Here is a 15619-nt window from a genome sequence, read left to right on the forward strand (position 1 = left end):
AGCAAGGTGGGTCCATGGTGTCAGGGGGTTTCCGACCCGGAGGGAGTCATAGGCGCGCCGGGCGGGGGGTGCGTTCGGGTCGGTGGGGTACTGGGGCGTCGGACGGCGTCCGTGAGCAGGTCGAACATGCGGCCCAGTTGGTCGCTCCCAGCTGCCGGCGGTGCAGTTGTGAGCATGCCGACGAGGGTGATGACGATGTCCTCGGCGTGGACGTCGTCACGCAGAGTCTCGGTGGCGATTCCGGCGGCAAGGATGGTTTGGACCGCAGCGGAGAGCTTTTCACGTGCTGGCGACACGGTCCCGGAGCCGGACGCGAGCACTGCCCGTAGGGCGTCTGCGGTCTCTCGTCGGGGCATCACATAGTCGGCGAAGTGGTCCATCCAGCTACGCAGGGCGTGGGCTGGATCCCTCGTGTGGAGGAGCGCCTCGGCGTCGTTGCACAGCTGGGCCAGTTCGTGCCGGTAGATCGCTTCGACGAGTGCTTCCCGGGTGGGGAAGTGCCGGTAGAGCGTGCCGATGCCGACCCCCGTGTCCCGCGCGATCTGCTTCATGGACACCGGTACTTGTCCGGACGTGAACGCGTGGTGCGCCGTGTCGAGCAGGCGGGTGCGGTTACGTGCTGCGTCCGCGCGGATGGGTTTGGGCGTGTCGTGGCTCGACATGATGCGGAGGCCTTTGGTCATGGTGCTGCGAGGCGGCAGCGCCTGCGCCTTGCTGGAACTGTGGAACGGGCAGCGGGGTGTCGCCGTGCATGCGGGTCGCTCAGGGGGCGAGCGTGTGCGGGAATCCGCCCGGGGAGCCCGGCCCGTCGTGGGTGAGGATCAGTGGGGTGGCGCCCGGCTCGGGTGGGCGGACGCGTAGGGAAGGGGGGATGTCCTGGCTGGCGGACTTGCCTGGTGGTGAAGTGCGGCAGTTCGTGCAGCCGAGGAGAGGAGCTCAGGGCCCGACGAAGCCGCCGTGCACGGTTTCGCGATGGCGTCCGCTCCGTGGGGGGCCGGGCTGCCGTCGAGGCATGCCCGACCACCGCTGGGAACCTGGTGGGCCGGGGCCGGAACCCACCAGGGTGCCGCGGCGCCGACTGGGGTCCCTGTCGGTCGCCGGGGCCGGTCGTGCTTCGGCAGGAGGTGATCAGAGGTTCTCGTTGACGCGGCCGATGTACTCGCCCAGCGAGTACTCGACGTCGATGCCCTTCTCGGCGACCAGCGCGCCGAGCCCGACCGCACGCGCGGCGAATCCCGGCTGCGTCAGTGTGGCCGCGAACTCGCCGAAGGAGGCGACCAGGTGGGCGTCCGGCGGCAGTGTCGCCCGGTTGACCTGGGACTTCGCGGTCGCCAGTGCCTGCCGGTCGAAGGAGGCGAGGCGGGCGACCGTCGCGTCGACGAAGGCGTCGAGTTCCGCGTCGGGCAGGGTCCGGGTGACCCATCCCCAGCGCTCGGCCAGGTCGGCGTCGTAGTCGGCACTGGTCAGGATCGCCTCCAGTGCGCGGTCGCGGCCGATGGAGCGCGGCAGCCGCTCGCCGCCGCCTCCGCCGGGGACGATGCCGATGCCGACCTCGGGCTGGCCGAAGATCGCCTTCTCGCGGCTGGCGTAGCGCAGGTCGCAGGCGAGGGCCAGCTCGTTGCCCGCGCCGCGGGTGCGGCCCCGGATGGCCGCGATGCTGATGAACGGAGCCTTGGTCAGCCGCAGGACCATGTCGGTCCAGACCGGGTTGTCGTCCTCGTGCTCGGGCTGGGGGAGGTCGGCGGCTGCGGCGCCGTCGTAGTGGTTGACGAAGAAGTCGGGGAGGTCGCTGCTGAAGACGACGACCTGGATGTCCGGGTCGTTCTCGAGCTCCTTGACGATCTTGAGCAGCGTCACGGCGGACTCGGGAATCACCAGGTTCGCGGGCGGATTCGCGAACGTGATCCTGGCGGTCCGCGGGGTCGTCCGCTCCAGGCGGATCGTGCTGGGCTGGCTCATGGCGTGGTTCCGTTTCGTTGGGTGGCTTTCGGGGCCGTGATCGCGTCCGACGATCACGGAGCGATTGCGCCTGGAGGGGGTGCGGTGCTGCCGTCTTGTCCGTCGCGGCGGCATCGGCTGCGGTGGGCCCGCATGCATTGCGTGGCATGCCGTGCGCGCCGTTCGGGCTGATGACGAGCGCTGGAGCGGCCGCCTTGCCTGCCGAGGCCGCGTGGGCCATGTAGGCCGCCGGCCGAGTTGCTGTCACTCGTTCCCCGAGCGTTTAACTTACGATCATCATACAATAGACCGGGAATCACTCGGCGGGCAAGAGCCACCGCCCGCGGGTGAACCCGTCGGCCCGCGACCGGCACCGATCTGTAAGGCCAGGCGGTCAGGCGGACGGGATGACGATCGGGGTGCCGAACAGGTAGAAGTTGCTGATGTCGATCACCAGGGGAGCCGCATAGGTGGGGAAGCGTTCGATGATGGCCTGCTTGTAGGCCTGACCGTCGTCGCCGAGGAGCTCACCGGCGACCTTCAGGTACTCGGCCATCTCCGCGAGAACGGCCTGTCCCGCGGGCAGTCCGTGTCCGGGCAGGATCGTGTCGTAAGCCGGGTCGGCGAGTTCCTGGAGGATGATCTGCCAGCGGTCGAGGTCGTGGTTTCCGACGAACACATGGGTCTTGTGGTAGACGACGTCCTGCGCCACCAGCACCCCGTGTTCGGGCAGCCGGATCAGCAGCTGGTCGGAGGTCTCACCGCCGGAAAGGGCTTCGAAGACGAAGGGAACGCCGTCGATGACCTCGGTACCCGGGGTGATCAGGACGGTGGGGGCCACCTCTGCCGCGGGGACCGGGATGCCGGTGGGGTCCTTGAGGTCGCCTCGCGCCGCCATCTGATCGCGCGTGACGGCCAGGGCGTGAATGGGTGCGTTGAAGCGGGCCGCGCCCTGGAAGTGGTCCGGGTGCTCATGGGTGATGATGAGCCGGTCCAGCGGTTTGCCGAGTTCCTTGGCGTATGCGACGACCTCGTCGGCGCCCGCGATCGTGATCTGGCCGTCCACCGCGACCAGCCGGCCCGGGGTCTCGATCAGCTGGGTGGTGACGTTGATGCTGTCGTCGGGAGCCATGTAACTGTGCACCCGCACGTCGCCCTTGTCGATGATGGTGACGGTGCCCCTCATTGGTCCACTCCTTCTGGTGTCCTGCGCAGCCGGGCCGTTGTCGGGCCTTGTACGAGTTCTTGTGCCGGGTGCTCGTGCGGTGTCGCGGTCCGAAGCTGGGAACCGCTGGTGACGGGCGGTGGGTGAGGGCGGGCGGCCTGTGGTGGAGCACTGGTCCGGGCCGGTGAACCGCGCCCGGGCGCTCGGGGTGCGGGTGCGCGGTGTGCCGGCGTGTATGGGCCTGCCCTTTGATGTTCCCTCCGTCGTCGGGGTCGCCAGGCGCCTGCGCATGTCGGCGGACACGGTCCGTCCGTGGCTACGGGTCTTGCTGGACGGTCCGGTCGACGAGCCTCCGGCCCGGCCGCCCGCCGGTCGTCGGTGTCGAACAGGTGGAGGCTGTTGTGATCGTGGCGCTGGAGGGGATCCCGGAGGCGTCGTCCACTGGTCGCGAGCGGCGCTTCGCAGTCGGTGTTCACCGGCTTTCCTGACGTGCGATGCCGAGGTAGTCGCCCAGGCGGAGTTCCACCTCTTCGGGACCCTTTTCGGCAAGGAGCTTCTCGAACCGGGGCAGGGATGCCTGGACCCCTGGCCAGGTCAGGGAGCCCAGGAATGCGGTGTAGGCCGCTCGCAGGTCGGCGTCGGGCGGGAGCGTCGCCCGGTTGACCTGAGCCTTGGCGGCTGCCAGCGCTGTCTTGTCGAAGGACGCCAGCCGCTTTGCCACACCGTCCACGAAGCCGTCCAGTTCGGCGTCGGCGACGGCGCGGGTCACCCATCCGTAGCGTTCTGCCGTGTCGGCGTCGTAGTCGTTGCTGCTGAGGATGGCTTCGAGTGCCCGATCCCGTCCCGTGAGTCGGGGCAGGCGTTCCGTGCCCCCGCCGCCGGGAAGAATCCCGCCGCCGACCTCGGGCTGGCCGAACACCGCGTGCTCGCGGCTGGCGTAGCGCAGATCGCAGGCCAGGGCCAGTTCGTCCCCGCCGCCCCGGGTCCGTCCGCGGATGGACGCGATGCTGATGAACGAAGCTGTGGACAGCCGTACCACGAGATCGATCCACGCCGGCGTCGCCTCCGGATCGGACGGCATGAAGTCGGCAACCCGGTCGAGATCGAAGTGGTTGAAGAAGTAGCCGGGTGTACTGCTGGTGAAGATGGCAACGTGAACCTGCGGGTCCTCGCTCAGCTCCGTGACGACCTCAACCAGTCGGGACACGGTCTCCCCGACGATGAGATTCACCGGAGGATTCGAGAATGTGATCGTGCGGATTCCTGGTGCCGACCGCTCCACGCTGATCGTGCTGGGCTGCGTCATCGTTCGCTCCAGGGGTGACCCTGACGGTTCGTCCGGGATACGTGTTCGTCAGGGCGCCCTGACCTGGCAGAGGCGACGCCCAGGACCAGGTCTCGCAGACGCGTGGCCATGTCGTGCTTCTCCTTGCTGTTGCCTCGATGCCCCGATCGGCTCGACGGACGAGGGGGTGTCAGCCGGCCGGCTGGGTGCGCCGGGCTGCTGGCCGAGGGCCGGGCAGGGAGACGTGGCGCAACGTGCTGACGCGTTCGGCGGTCGGGACGGCGGTGTAGCGCAGCCTCGGTTTCGAGTCCGTGGCCGCCGCGGCGATATCGGCGTCCGTCACAACGAGCTGAGCCACTGTCCTGCCGACGCTCCCGACCCCGGATCACCGTCGCCATGTCCTTGTCGCCATGTCCTTCTCCTGCGGTGAGGTGCGAGTTCACTGATCACGCCCGACGCTACGAAGGAAGCGCGGCAAGCGGATCCGTCACCGTGTCCGTCACCGTGTCCGTCACATATGGCCTGGTGTCATTGAACTCGGGTTGCGGCAGTGGCTCCGGGCGACCGCAGCCCATTAGGCTTTCAAGCAAATGGACCTGTACGGACGGCGCCAGGAGCAGGCAGCCCTTGACCGGATCCTTGACGGTGCCCGTCAGGGATTGGGAGCGAGCGTGATGTTGTGGGGTGACCCCGGCATCGGTAAGACCGCCCTGCTCGAATACGCGACTGAGTCGGCCGCCGGGGACTTCACCGTCCTGCGATGCGGGGGCACTCGCCTTGAGTCGCAGCTGGCCTTCGCCGCACTGCACGAACTGCTGTGGCCGGTGACGGAGCGGATCAGCACGCTCCCGGAGCCGCAGGCCAACGCCTTGAACGGGGCGCTCGGTACCAGCAACGATGCGGCGGACCGGTTTCTGATCGGCGTGGCCGTACTGACGCTCGTCGGCGAGCTGGCCGACAAGCGGCCGGTTCTGATCGTCGCCGACGACTCCCAGTGGCTGGACGAGCCGTCCGCCCAGTGCCTGGCCTTCGTCGCTCGCCGGCTGCGCGACGAGGCCGTGGTCATGCTCCTCACCGGCCACGACGATCCCGTCGAGGGCCCCTGGGAGAAACTGGCGGCGATGGAGGTCCGCGGGCTGGACGACGACAACGCACGGCTCCTCGCCCGTGCCCTCGCTCCGCACGCGGACGAGACGGTGATCCGCCGCACGGTCCGCGCGGCGGCCGGCAATCCGCTCGCACTCCAGGAGCTGCCCACGTCCGAAGCGGCCGGCGACCTCTCGGCGTATCCGCTGGGCGACGACCAGATCTCCGTCGGGCCCCGCCTGCGTCGTTCCTTCCACGCCCGGATCGAGAGGTTGTCGGCGCCTGCCCGCACCGCGCTTCTCCTCGCCGCCGCCGACGACCGCAGTGACCGGGACACCGTGCGCCAGGCCGGTGGCGTGCTCGGCCTCGACGTGGCCGCGTGGGACGAGGCCCAGCACTCGGGCCTGCTCACCACGGGCTCGGGCGGGCGGATCCGCTTCCGCCACCCGCTCATGGGGGCGGTGGTCTACGACGTGGCGCCGCCCGTGGACCGGCAGGCGGTGCATCACGCTCTCGCCTCCGTGCTGAGCGGCGAGCACGCCGGCGAGTTGCGGCCCTGGCATCTCGCCGCAGCTGTGGAAGCCACGGGCGGAACCGACGAGGAGGTGGCCCGGCTGCTGGAGGAGTCGGCCCGCCGTGCCTGGTCGCGCGGCGGCTGTGCCACGGCTGCCCGTGCCCTGCAGCGTGCGGCGAGGCTGTCACCCGCCGCGGACGACGCGGCACGCCTACTGTCCTACGGGGCGAGGGCGGCCTGGGAGGCCGGACAGGTCGATGCGGCGCGGGGCATGCTGGAGCGGGCGGAGGGGATGTCCTCCGAAGCCACGGTCGGGGAGCTCAGCGAAGGGCTGAGCGGCCTGATCGAGTTCGCGCACGGAGATCTGAAAATCGCCTGCCGTCGGCTGCTGCGGGACATGGAGCGGGTGGCCGACGCCGGGCAGGCGTTCCAGCTCGGCAGCATGGCGCTGCGGGCGGCGTGGGCGGCCGGGCACGGCGAGCTGCAGCGCGAGGCGCTCGAGCGGCTCGAGCGGCGGCTTCCGCAGGGGAACTTCCCGAACGCCGATCTGCTGCCGTTGCTGCGCCAGTGGTGGACGCAGGACCTGAGCGACGGAGCCGACGACAGCCACCAGGCCGTGGCCCCCGACGCCGAGGTCCTCAGCCGGCTCAGCGGCAGTTCCTGGTTCCTGATGCCGCCGGCGCCGGTGGCGATGGCCTGGGGAATCGAGTCCGCCCTGGAGGAGGCCCTGCGCGGCGAGATCGACCGGCTGCGGCCCACGGATCAAGTGACCGCCCTGACCCAGGCGCTGGCACAGGCGGCTGCGCTGGGCATCGCGCAGGGTTCCTGGGCGTCGACCGCGGCGGACGCCCTGGAGGGGCTTCAGGTGGCCGGGGAGATCGGTGACGACCACCTGGCGTCGCAGTGCCACAACTGTCTGGGGTGGCTGGCAGCCGTCCGAGGCGAGGAGCCGGCCGTCGCGGACTACGCCGCCCGGGCCTTCGAGGTTTCCGTGCCGCGCAGTGTGCGCCTGCTCAGCGCCGCCGCGCAGTGGACCCTCGGCATGTCGGCGCTCTTCGCCGGCCGGGCCGAAGAAGCCCTGGACTACCTGGTCCGCCTGACCGAGGGCGGACACCACGCGGCGCACCCCACCATCGCGGTGCTCGCCGCGCCGGACACCGCCGAGGCCGCCCTCCAGAGCGGGCAGCGGGCGACGGCCGAGGAACAGGCGCGGCTGCTGCGGCGGTGGGCCGAGCGGACCGGGGCGGCGTGGGCGATCTCCGCGACGCACCTGGTGAATGCCCTGCTGGCGTCGGGGGCGGACGCGGAGGAGCAGTTCCGGCTCGCGCTGGATGTTCCCGGAGCCCGGTCGCGGCCCTTCAACCACGCCCGCACCCGCCTGCTGTACGGCGAGTGGCTGCGGCGGGCCCGCCGCCGTACCGACGCCCGGACCCAGCTCGCCGAAGCCGCGGAGATCTTCCGGCGACTGCACGCGGCGCCCCTGCTCGCCCGCACCCGGGCCGAACAGGAACTGACCGGGCAGCACCTGCACCGCGACCTCGCACCGGCCCGGGACACCGCAGCCATCCTCACCCCGCAGGAGCTGAGAGTCGCACGGCTGGCCGCGCAGGGGCTCACCAACCGGGAGATCGGGGCACAGCTGCTGATCAGTCCCCGCACCGTGGCCCATCACCTGGCCAACGTGTTCCCCAAGCTCGGTATCGTCTCGCGCGCCGACCTCGCCCGCATCGACTTCGGGGACGGGTTGCACCTGATCGGCTGACGGACCGCCTTCGGGGCTGGACCGGGGCTCCGCTGATGCCCAGCGCTGCGCTGGGTGGAGTTCGTCGCCGTTCACACCCGGGGCGTCCCACTATGCGGTGATGCCGCGGCCGGTGGCGGCAGCACCTCCTTGGGCACGACCGCCAGATGTCATGGCCTGGGCTCGACGGCCTCGCGATATGTCGCTTGTCGATCTATGGACTGCCGGTGCCGGGCTCCGGTGGTGCTGCAACACTGTTCGCGGTCCGGGTGTCGCGGCCGGGCCATCGCGTTCCTGGTGAGACGTCGCCCTCGCCGGGAGAGCAGCCAATGCGGCGATGCTGTGGGCGGTGCCGTCGAACACGTCGTCGCTGGCGCTCATCCCGATCCGGTTGCTGAGGTGCCGGCAAGGGGGGAGAAGGCAGCCACGACGAGACGGTGGCGAGACCAGGTTTGATGATTCATGCCCGGAGGCGGGCCCCTGGTCCCAGCCGGGCGGTGACTTCGCATGGAGTGAGGGCGGAGTGTTCCGCGGAGCACTCGACGACGACGCGGACCGGAGCGCCGCATTCGGTGTGGCGAACGTCCAGTACGGGGCCCTCGGAGTCGAGGACGTAGGCCTCGCCCCACTGGCTCAAGGCCATCAGGATGGGCCACAAATCCCAGCCCTTGCGGGTCAGACGGTACTCGTTGCGGGAGCGGCTGCCCGGCTCCTGGTAGGCGACGGTCTTCAGGACGCCGGCCGCGATCAGCTTCCGGAGGCGATCGCTGAGGACGGCCTCCGACAGGCCGATGTGGCGGTGGAAGTCGTCGAAGCGGCGGACTCCGTTGACGGCGTCACGCAGGATCAGCAGCGTCCATTTCTCTCCGACCACGTCGAGCGTGCGCTGGACGGGGCAGTTGTCCGTGCTCGCCTCAAGCCACTCCATCCCGCCATCTTAGGGGTCTGACTTCGTAATTGACAGTCAGGTGAATCGGCAGCTAGCTTCACTTGAAAAAGTCAGACGGAGGCGCTCGACCGTGGGACGAACACGTACGTATGCATGGGAAGATCCCGCGATCCTGGCGGAAGCCGCCGGACGCATGGCCGGCATCGACTTCCTGCGCGAGCTGAAGGCGGGGCGACTGCCGGGGCCGCCCATCAACTACTCCATCGACTTCACCCTGGACGAGGTGGAGCCCGGCAGGGCGGTCTTCTCCCTGACGCCGGGGGAGGAGCACTACAACCCGATCGGCAGCGTGCACGGCGGAATCTTCGCCACTCTGCTCGATTCGGCGGCGGGCTGTGCCGTCCAGTCCACCCTCCCGCAAGGAATGGCGTACACCTCGCTCGACCTGACGGTGAAATTCCTGCGGCGGATCACCGTGGACACGGGCATGGTGCGTGCCATTGGCACAGTTGTCAGCAGGGGCCGCCAAACCGCCCTCGCCCAGGCGCAGTTGGTCGACGCGACAGATCGCCTGCTCGCTCACGCCACCAGCAGCTGTCTGCTTTTCCCGGTGCCGCCCCCGCAAGGATGATCTTTGGTGGGAGCCCCACCGTCGCCTGGGCCCGGTACCTTGCCGACACGCGAGCAAGTAATCACCCACTCGTTTTCATCCCGCTCGACCGCGGCCAGCTCGGCCTGGAATTGATCAGCCTTCTCCCGCAGTTCATCCACACGACGGCGAGCGGCGCACTCGCGCTGTTCCAGCAGTCCCACAACCGACGGCATCTCCGGCCTCCACCGGAACGACAACTCGACGGTTCGTCACCGCGACTGAACCGTCGCCCCCATACCTGACCAGTGGAAATGCAGTCCTCAACCCCGGAAAGACAGCAGCTTCTCACCGCAGAGCGGACGGGACTTCGGCAGGGGATGCTGGAATCAGCTGCTCCGCCCAGATGACCTTGCCTTCGCGGCCGTGGCGAGTGCCCCAGCGTTGGGTGAGCTGGGAGACCAGGAACAAGCCGCGACCGCCCTCGTCGAAGTCCCGGGCGCGGCGCAGGTGCGGGGCGGTGCTGCTGGCGTCGGAAACTTCGCACGTCAGCGCGGACTGAAGGATCATCCGCAGTCGGATGGGGCTCTTGCCGTGGCGGATGGCGTTCGTGACCAGTTCGCTGACGACCAGCTCTGTGGGAAAGGCCATCTCGTCCAGACTCCAGGCGGCCAGCTGATCGGCTGCCTGGACGCGGGCCTTCGAGACCACTGCCGGGTCGCTGGGGAGATCCCATGTGGCGACGTGGTCGGCGTCGAGCACCCCTGTTCGTGCCACAAGGAGGGCGACGTCGTCCGCGGGACGGCTGGGCAGCAGCGCGGAGAGCAGTTCGTCGCAGGTCTCCTCGAGCGACGCCGGTGCTCGGGCGAGCACGTCGCGCAGCAGCGCGAGGGCGGTCTCGACGTCGCGAGAGCGGCTCTGGACGAGGCCGTCGGTGTACAACACCAGCCGACTGCCTTGTGGCAGTTCGAACTGGGTGGTTTCGAAGGGGAGGCCGCCCAGGCCCAGGGGCGGCCCGACCGGCAGCTCCGGGACGTCGTCCGGGTGGGCCGCGGTGGCGTTGTCGTCGGTGGTCGGGGGAGTCACGACGGCCGGCGGAAGGTGTCCGGCACTGGCCAGGGAGCGCACACGGGAGACAGGGTCGTAGACCGCGTACAGGCAGGTGGCGCTGATCTCGTCCGTACCCCGTTCCTCCTCGCGCTGCATGCGGATGACCACGTCATCAAGGTGTGTCAGCAGCTCGTCGGGTGGCAGGTCGATGTCCGCGAGAGTGCGGACGGCCGTCCGCAGCCGACCCATGGTGGCCGCGGCATGGAGGCCATGACCGATCACATCGCCCACGACGAGGGCGACGCGGGCACCGGAGAGCGGTATCACGTCGAACCAGTCACCGCCCACGCCCGCTCTGGATCCGCTGGGCAGGTAGCGCGATGCCGACTCGACGGCGGAATCCTCCGGCACGTGCTGCGGCAGCAGGCTGCGTTGGAGGGTGAGCGCGGTGGAACGCTCCTGGGTGTAGCGACGGGCGTTGTCGATGTTCACCGCTGCTCTGGACACGATCTCCTGGGCCAGCAGGAGCTCGTCGTCGTCGAAGGGGTCCGCCGTGTGACGCCGGACGAACTGCGCGAGTCCCAGCGGGCTTCCGTGGGCCCACAGCGGGACCAGGAGCAGAGAGCGCGGGCCCAAAGCGCGCAGGGCCGGTTCGGGGTCCGCCGACGTCGCAAGCCATGCGGGGATGCCGTCCGCGGTGATGCTGAACCGGAGAGGCTGTCCGCTGGCCAGTACGCGAGCCGGCTCCGAGCCTTCCGGATAAGCGCTCGTCTGCCCTGTGACGATTTCCGGGTCCGGACAGCCGTCCGAGCCCGCCTGGGCGATTCGGCGGAGCGTCGGGGGACCGGCTTCCGAGTACGTGCTCTCCTCCTGGAGGGCGGAGGACAGCAGGTCGACGGTGACGAGGTCTGCGAAGTGGTCGGCACCGACGTCCGCCAGTTCCTGGGCGGTGCGGATGGTGTCCAGGGTGGTCCCGATCCGCCTCCCGGCCTCGTTGATCATGATCAGCCGCCGCTGCAGTCGGCGGTCGCGTTCCCTCTGGTACGCCGCGACAGCCTGTTCCGCCGTGCGATCAACGTACTCGAAGCCGATCGCGCTCAGCGTGACCGTCGTCGCGTTGACCAGCTCCTGGGACGTGGTGACACGGGCTGTCTCCGTGTAGAGCTCATGAAGCACACCCGCGTGGACGAGCCGATAGATGCGAAGAAGCTGACTTATCGGCACCCTGTGCTCGGCGAGTCGGCAGGCGAACTCGATGGCGGCGGGTGGCGTCCCGACCTCGGTCATGTCAAGGTCGCGCTCGAGGAAGTCCAGAACGGCGGCGACGTGTTCGGACAACGCCACAGGCGGCAGAGCGGCGATGTCCTCGTACTCCCAAACCTCAGGAAGTTCGCCGCGCAAGCGTTGCAGCACCACGTCGACCACGTGATCCGCTCGGGGGGCGAGCCCTCGAGCGAGGTCGCTGAGGAAGGCGTGGGTATTGGCTCCCACACTGGAAATGTACCGTTCCTAAAGACTGAGCGGGAGTGAGTCCTGTTGCCAGGACTCTTGCCCAGCCGGGTGCCCCGAACGGTGTTGGGCACCCTGGTCGCCCGCTTTCGCTCCACTACCGGGCGGCGCGCATCTGGTGCGCGGTCCGGGAATGTGGGGGCGGGCTTCCTCACGCCTGCGGGTGTCCGGTCGGGCCTGGGCGGTCCGATGCCCCGCACCATCACTCTGGTGATGCGGGGGCGGTGCCGTCCGTCGCCTGATCGGGTGCCCGAGGGCGCGTCTCCCGACCGCGATGCTCGCTGCATCGTGCCGGGACGTTGTGCGTCGTGGGGTGGTCAGCGGCTTCTGCCAGTGCTGGGCGCCCCAACGGGAGGTGTACGCCGGGTCCACCGCCACGACCGCCACGTTCTGTTCGGCGGCCATTGACACCAGCCGGGCCCTGAGCTTCGCGGTGGGGAAACGTGAGATGAGGCGGCGGAAGCGTTTGCTGCGGCCGTGCTTCTCGCGGCTGGTGCCGTCGGTGAAGTCGAGGTCTTCGATGGCGATCGCGGCGGCCCCGCACCGGCGGGTGTGGTGCAGCAGCCGGGTCAGGGCGTGCCGGATCTGCGCGTCCCGATGCCCGGCGGTGCCGGTGAGGTCGTAGAAGAACCGTTGTGGTTCGCCGACCGGGTTGCCGTGCACATCCAACTGCCAGGCGGCCAGGTGGTCGTCGTTCATGTCCACCCCCACCACCCCCCGCGCCAGCGCCGCCTGAAGCGACAGGACGGGGGCGGCGGCCCGCTGCCAGGACGCGGTCACATACCAGCGGCCACGTTCCGTGTCGTGGTGGATGCGGTAGGCCACCGCCCGGTCCGCGGTGACCCGGTCACGCCACTCCTGTCCGCGATGGCGGAACGCCACGGTCGCGTCGAGGAGGTAGCGGCCGTGCGGGGCGTTGGCCAGGTGGACCAGCGGGGCCGGGAGCCTGACCGAGAGCCGGCCGGTGTCAGTGATGCGGATCGTCTCGTTACCGAACCGCTTGCCGGACTCCCCGTCGGCGGCCAGGAACATCCGCTCCGCCCGCCACCGCCGACGCCACGCCTGCTCGTCCAGTCCGGCCGCCTCAAGGTGGTGACGGGTGTTGGCGAGGCGCTTGCCGCCGCGCACCACCCGCACCCGGCCCGCCGCCCGATCCGCCTCCACCACCGCGAGGCGGTCCTTCAGGCCGTGCAGGCGGCGGGACTTGGCATGCCACTCGCCCCGCGAGGCATACCCGCGCACCAGCCCCTCCCGCCTGTCAGCCTTGGCGCCCAGCGGCCGGGCCAGCCGCGCCTCGATGGAGGCGATCTGCCCGCGCAGCCAGCCCAGATGGGCGGCCTGGCCGCGGCGGGCCAGCGCCCACTGGTCGTGGGTGGCCTTGGTGATGCTGCCCGCCCAGCGCGCCGACGACCTCCCCGTCAGCGCCCGCTTGCGCGCCGCCCACCCCGCCGCATCATGTGCCAGACCCTGCCGGGAGCGTTCCGCGAGATGACCGGCGGCCAGCGACCCCAGGAACACCCCGACCTCGGCGAGCACCGCCGCGTCCGACTCCGACACCCGCAGCCGGTCCCGGATCGCCACCCCGGCCGGGCCCGGCACCACGAACGACGCCGCCACCTCCCGCAGCGCGCTCACCCGTTCACCCCCGTCCGGCCGAAGATCCCCGTCACCGAAGTCAACGAGCCGCCCCCGCAAAGGTCACTCATTCGACCTGAGAACTCCCGTTCCCCTGCCGAGTGCGAAGGACCACAGCACAGCCCAGGCCGGTGGAGCCCTGACGCCAGCGGAACAACCGCATCCAGCCCCGGCACTCACTCACGCTCACCAGAAGTCACTCATGCTCAGCAAACCGGCAGCAGTTCCAACCCCCAGCCTGTCGACGAGCCGTGCCGAGGCCAGTCCGGTGGACGCGCTGACGCCGTCCGGGCCGAGAGCCGGGCGTTCACGGTGTGTGGCCGGCGCGGCGGAGAACGGGGCGCAGGGTTTCGATGACGCTGGGGTCGTCCACCGTGGAGGGGATGGGTTCGTCACGGCCGTCGGCGATGCCGCGCATCGTCCTGCGCAGGATCTTGCCCGAGCGGGTCTTGGGCAGGGCGGCGACGACCGTGACGTCCTTGAGGGAGGCGACGGCGCCGATCCGCTCGCGGACGAGTTGGACGAGTTCGGCCTCGACCTCGGACGGTTCGCGGGTGGTGCCCGCCTTGAGGACGACGAGGCCGCGCGGCACCTGTCCCTTGAGGGCGTCGGCGACGCCGATGACGGCGCATTCGGCGACGTCGGGGTGGGTGGCCAGGGCCTCTTCCATGCTGCCGGTGGACAGGCGGTGTCCGGCGACGTTGATGACGTCGTCGGTGCGGCCCATGACGAAGACGTAGCCGTCCTGGTCGATGTGTCCGCTGTCGCCGGTGAGGTAGTAGCCGTCGTAGGCGGACAGGTAGGAGGCGATGTAGCGGGCGTCGTCGTTCCAGAGGGTGGGCAGCGCGCCGGGTGGCAGGGGGAGCTTGACGACGATCGCGCCGTCGACGCCGGGTGGCACGGGCTGCCCGGTGGGGTCGAGGACGCGGACGTCCCATCCGGGCAGCGGGCGGGTGGGGGAGCCGGGCTTGACGGGCGCGGCCTCGATTCCGACCGGGTTGGCGACGATGGGCCAGCCGGTCTCGGTCTGCCACCAGTGGTCGATCACCGGCACACCCAGCAGGCCGCTCGCCCAGTGATAGGTCTCGGGGTCGAGGCGCTCGCCGGCGAGGAAGAGATAACGCAGGCCGGAGAGGTCGTAGCCCGCGGTGAGCGTGCCCTTCGGATCCTCCTTGCGGATCGCGCGGAAGGCGGTGGGCGCCGTGAACATGGTCTTGACCCGGTACTCGGCTGCCACGCGCCAGAACTGGCCGGCGTCCGGGGTGCCGACCGGCTTGCCCTCGTACAGCACGGTGGTGGCGCCGGCCAGGAGCGGACCGTAGACGATGTACGAGTGCCCGACGACCCAGCCCACGTCGGAGCCGGTGAACATCGTCTCGCCGGGGCCCACGTCGTAGACGGCGCCCATCGACCAGTGGAGGGCGACCGCGTAGCCGCCGCAGTCGCGTACGACTCCCTTGGGTTTTCCGGTCGTTCCGGACGTGTAGAGGATGTAGAGGGGATCGGTGGCGGGGACGGGAATGCAGTCGGCCGGCGCGGCGGCGGCGACCAGATCGGCCCAGTCGAGATCGTCGGACCCCAACTCGGCCCGCTCCTGGGGGCGTTGCAGGATCACGCTCTTCTGGGGCTTGTGGGCAGCGAGTTCGATCGCCCGGTCGAGCAGGGGCTTGTATGCGATGACACGCTTGCCCTCGATGCCGCAGGAGGCGGAAACCACCACTTTGGGGGCGGCGTCGTCGATGCGTAGGGCGAGTTCGTGCGGGGCGAAGCCGCCGAAGACGACCGAGTGGACCGCGCCGATCCGTGCGCAGGCCAGCATCGCGACCACGGCTTCGGGGACCATCGGCATGTAGATCACCACACGGTCGCCGTGCCCCACGCCGAGCTGTGCGAGCGCTCCGGCGAAGGCCGCCACCTCGTGCCTCAGCTGCGCGTAGGTGTAGGTGCGGCGGGTGCCTGTCACGGGGGAGTCGTAGACGAGTGCGGGCTGTTCGCCCCGGCCGGCTTCGACGTGCCGGTCGAGTGCGTTGAAACAGACGTTGAGCCGTCCGTCGGGAAACCAGCGGTAGAACGGGGCGCCCGAGGAGTTCAGGGCGCGTCGCGGAGTGACATCCCAGTCGATGCCCTCTGCCGCCTTCAGCCAGAAGCTCTCCCGGTCCTCGGTACTGGCGCGGAAGACATCCTCGTATGTTCCCATCGCGCACTCCTTTGTGGCATC

Annotated in this window: 12 protein-coding genes; 3 read left to right on the forward strand and 9 right to left on the reverse strand. The window is 69.9% G+C overall.

All coding sequences use genetic code 11. From position 1 onward, the window contains the following. Positions 1-20: 20 nt before the first annotated feature. From OHB00_RS40780 to OHB00_RS40800, 5 genes are all read right to left on the reverse strand, one after another. Positions 21-683 carry a TetR/AcrR family transcriptional regulator gene (locus OHB00_RS40780; RefSeq protein ID WP_406442643.1) on the reverse strand — a complete coding sequence of 221 codons (663 nt, stop codon included), beginning with the start codon at positions 681-683 and terminating at the stop codon, positions 21-23. A 445-nt stretch (positions 684-1128) separates the two neighbouring features. After that, the gene (locus tag OHB00_RS40785) at positions 1129-1959 is read right to left on the reverse strand and encodes an enoyl-CoA hydratase/isomerase family protein (protein WP_406442644.1); all 831 of its coding nucleotides are present in this window, start codon (positions 1957-1959) and stop codon (positions 1129-1131) included. A gap of 373 nt (positions 1960-2332) precedes the next feature. Beyond that, a complete protein-coding gene (locus OHB00_RS40790; protein WP_406442645.1) occupies positions 2333-3124 on the reverse strand; it encodes an MBL fold metallo-hydrolase in 792 nt (263 codons plus the stop codon). 451 nt (positions 3125-3575) lie between these two features. After that, a complete protein-coding gene (locus OHB00_RS40795) occupies positions 3576-4385 on the reverse strand; it encodes an enoyl-CoA hydratase/isomerase family protein (RefSeq protein ID WP_406442647.1) in 810 nt (269 codons plus the stop codon). A 193-nt stretch (positions 4386-4578) separates the two neighbouring features. Next, the gene (locus OHB00_RS40800; RefSeq protein WP_406442648.1) at positions 4579-4746 is read right to left on the reverse strand and encodes a hypothetical protein; all 168 of its coding nucleotides are present in this window, start codon (positions 4744-4746) and stop codon (positions 4579-4581) included. 232 nt (positions 4747-4978) lie between these two features. Here OHB00_RS40800 and OHB00_RS40805 point away from each other — a divergent pair, with 232 nt between their 5' ends. Then, entirely contained in the window at positions 4979-7750 is a 2772-nt protein-coding gene (locus OHB00_RS40805) for an AAA family ATPase (protein WP_406442649.1), read from the forward strand. Positions 7751-8189: 439 nt separating this feature from the next. On the opposite strand, the gene OHB00_RS40810 is transcribed toward OHB00_RS40805, so the two are convergent. Continuing rightward, complete coding sequence (locus OHB00_RS40810; protein WP_406442651.1) at positions 8190-8657, reverse strand: winged helix-turn-helix transcriptional regulator; 468 nt, start codon at positions 8655-8657, stop codon at positions 8190-8192. A 91-nt stretch (positions 8658-8748) separates the two neighbouring features. Between OHB00_RS40810 and OHB00_RS40815 the strand changes: the two genes are divergently transcribed. Beyond that, on the forward strand, positions 8749-9249 hold the full coding sequence (locus OHB00_RS40815; RefSeq protein ID WP_406442652.1) for a PaaI family thioesterase: 501 nt from the start codon (positions 8749-8751) through the stop codon (positions 9247-9249). Between the two features lie 306 nt (positions 9250-9555). On the opposite strand, the gene OHB00_RS40820 is transcribed toward OHB00_RS40815, so the two are convergent. Then, positions 9556-11433: a SpoIIE family protein phosphatase gene (locus tag OHB00_RS40820; protein ID WP_406442654.1), complete on the reverse strand. Its 1878-nt coding sequence runs from the start codon at positions 11431-11433 to the stop codon at positions 9556-9558. Positions 11434-11439: 6 nt separating this feature from the next. Between OHB00_RS40820 and OHB00_RS40825 the strand changes: the two genes are divergently transcribed. Further along, positions 11440-11787: a hypothetical protein gene (locus OHB00_RS40825; protein WP_406442656.1), complete on the forward strand. Its 348-nt coding sequence runs from the start codon at positions 11440-11442 to the stop codon at positions 11785-11787. Here OHB00_RS40825 and OHB00_RS40830 read toward each other — a convergent pair. Together OHB00_RS40830 and OHB00_RS40835 are read right to left on the reverse strand one after the other, a co-directional pair. Then, positions 11767-13401 (reverse strand): IS200/IS605 family accessory protein TnpB-related protein, encoded by a 1635-nt coding sequence (locus OHB00_RS40830; RefSeq protein WP_406442657.1) that lies wholly within the window; start codon positions 13399-13401, stop codon positions 11767-11769. The two genes, OHB00_RS40825 and OHB00_RS40830, sit on opposite strands and share 21 nt — an antisense overlap. Before the next feature lie 307 nt (positions 13402-13708). Beyond that, positions 13709-15598 (reverse strand): propionyl-CoA synthetase, encoded by a 1890-nt coding sequence (locus OHB00_RS40835; RefSeq protein ID WP_406442659.1) that lies wholly within the window; start codon positions 15596-15598, stop codon positions 13709-13711. Between the last annotated feature and the right edge of the window lie 21 nt (positions 15599-15619).

Origin of the sequence: Streptomyces sp. NBC_00631 (assembly GCF_045206895.1) — a bacterium.
Lineage (GTDB): Bacteria > Actinomycetota > Actinomycetes > Streptomycetales > Streptomycetaceae > Streptomyces.

What these genes read in the sequence shown, in the direction of transcription:
- OHB00_RS40780 (WP_406442643.1), bottom strand. Translation starts at nt 683, where the DNA reads ATGACCAAAGGCCTCCGCATCATGTCGAGCCACGACACGCCCAAACCC.
- OHB00_RS40785 (WP_406442644.1), bottom strand. Translation starts at nt 1,959, where the DNA reads ATGAGCCAGCCCAGCACGATCCGCCTGGAGCGGACGACCCCGCGGACC.
- OHB00_RS40790 (WP_406442645.1), bottom strand. Translation starts at nt 3,124, where the DNA reads ATGAGGGGCACCGTCACCATCATCGACAAGGGCGACGTGCGGGTGCAC.
- OHB00_RS40805 (WP_406442649.1), top strand. Translation starts at nt 4,979, where the DNA reads ATGGACCTGTACGGACGGCGCCAGGAGCAGGCAGCCCTTGACCGGATC.
- OHB00_RS40810 (WP_406442651.1), bottom strand. Translation starts at nt 8,657, where the DNA reads ATGGAGTGGCTTGAGGCGAGCACGGACAACTGCCCCGTCCAGCGCACG.
- OHB00_RS40835 (WP_406442659.1), bottom strand. Translation starts at nt 15,598, where the DNA reads ATGGGAACATACGAGGATGTCTTCCGCGCCAGTACCGAGGACCGGGAG.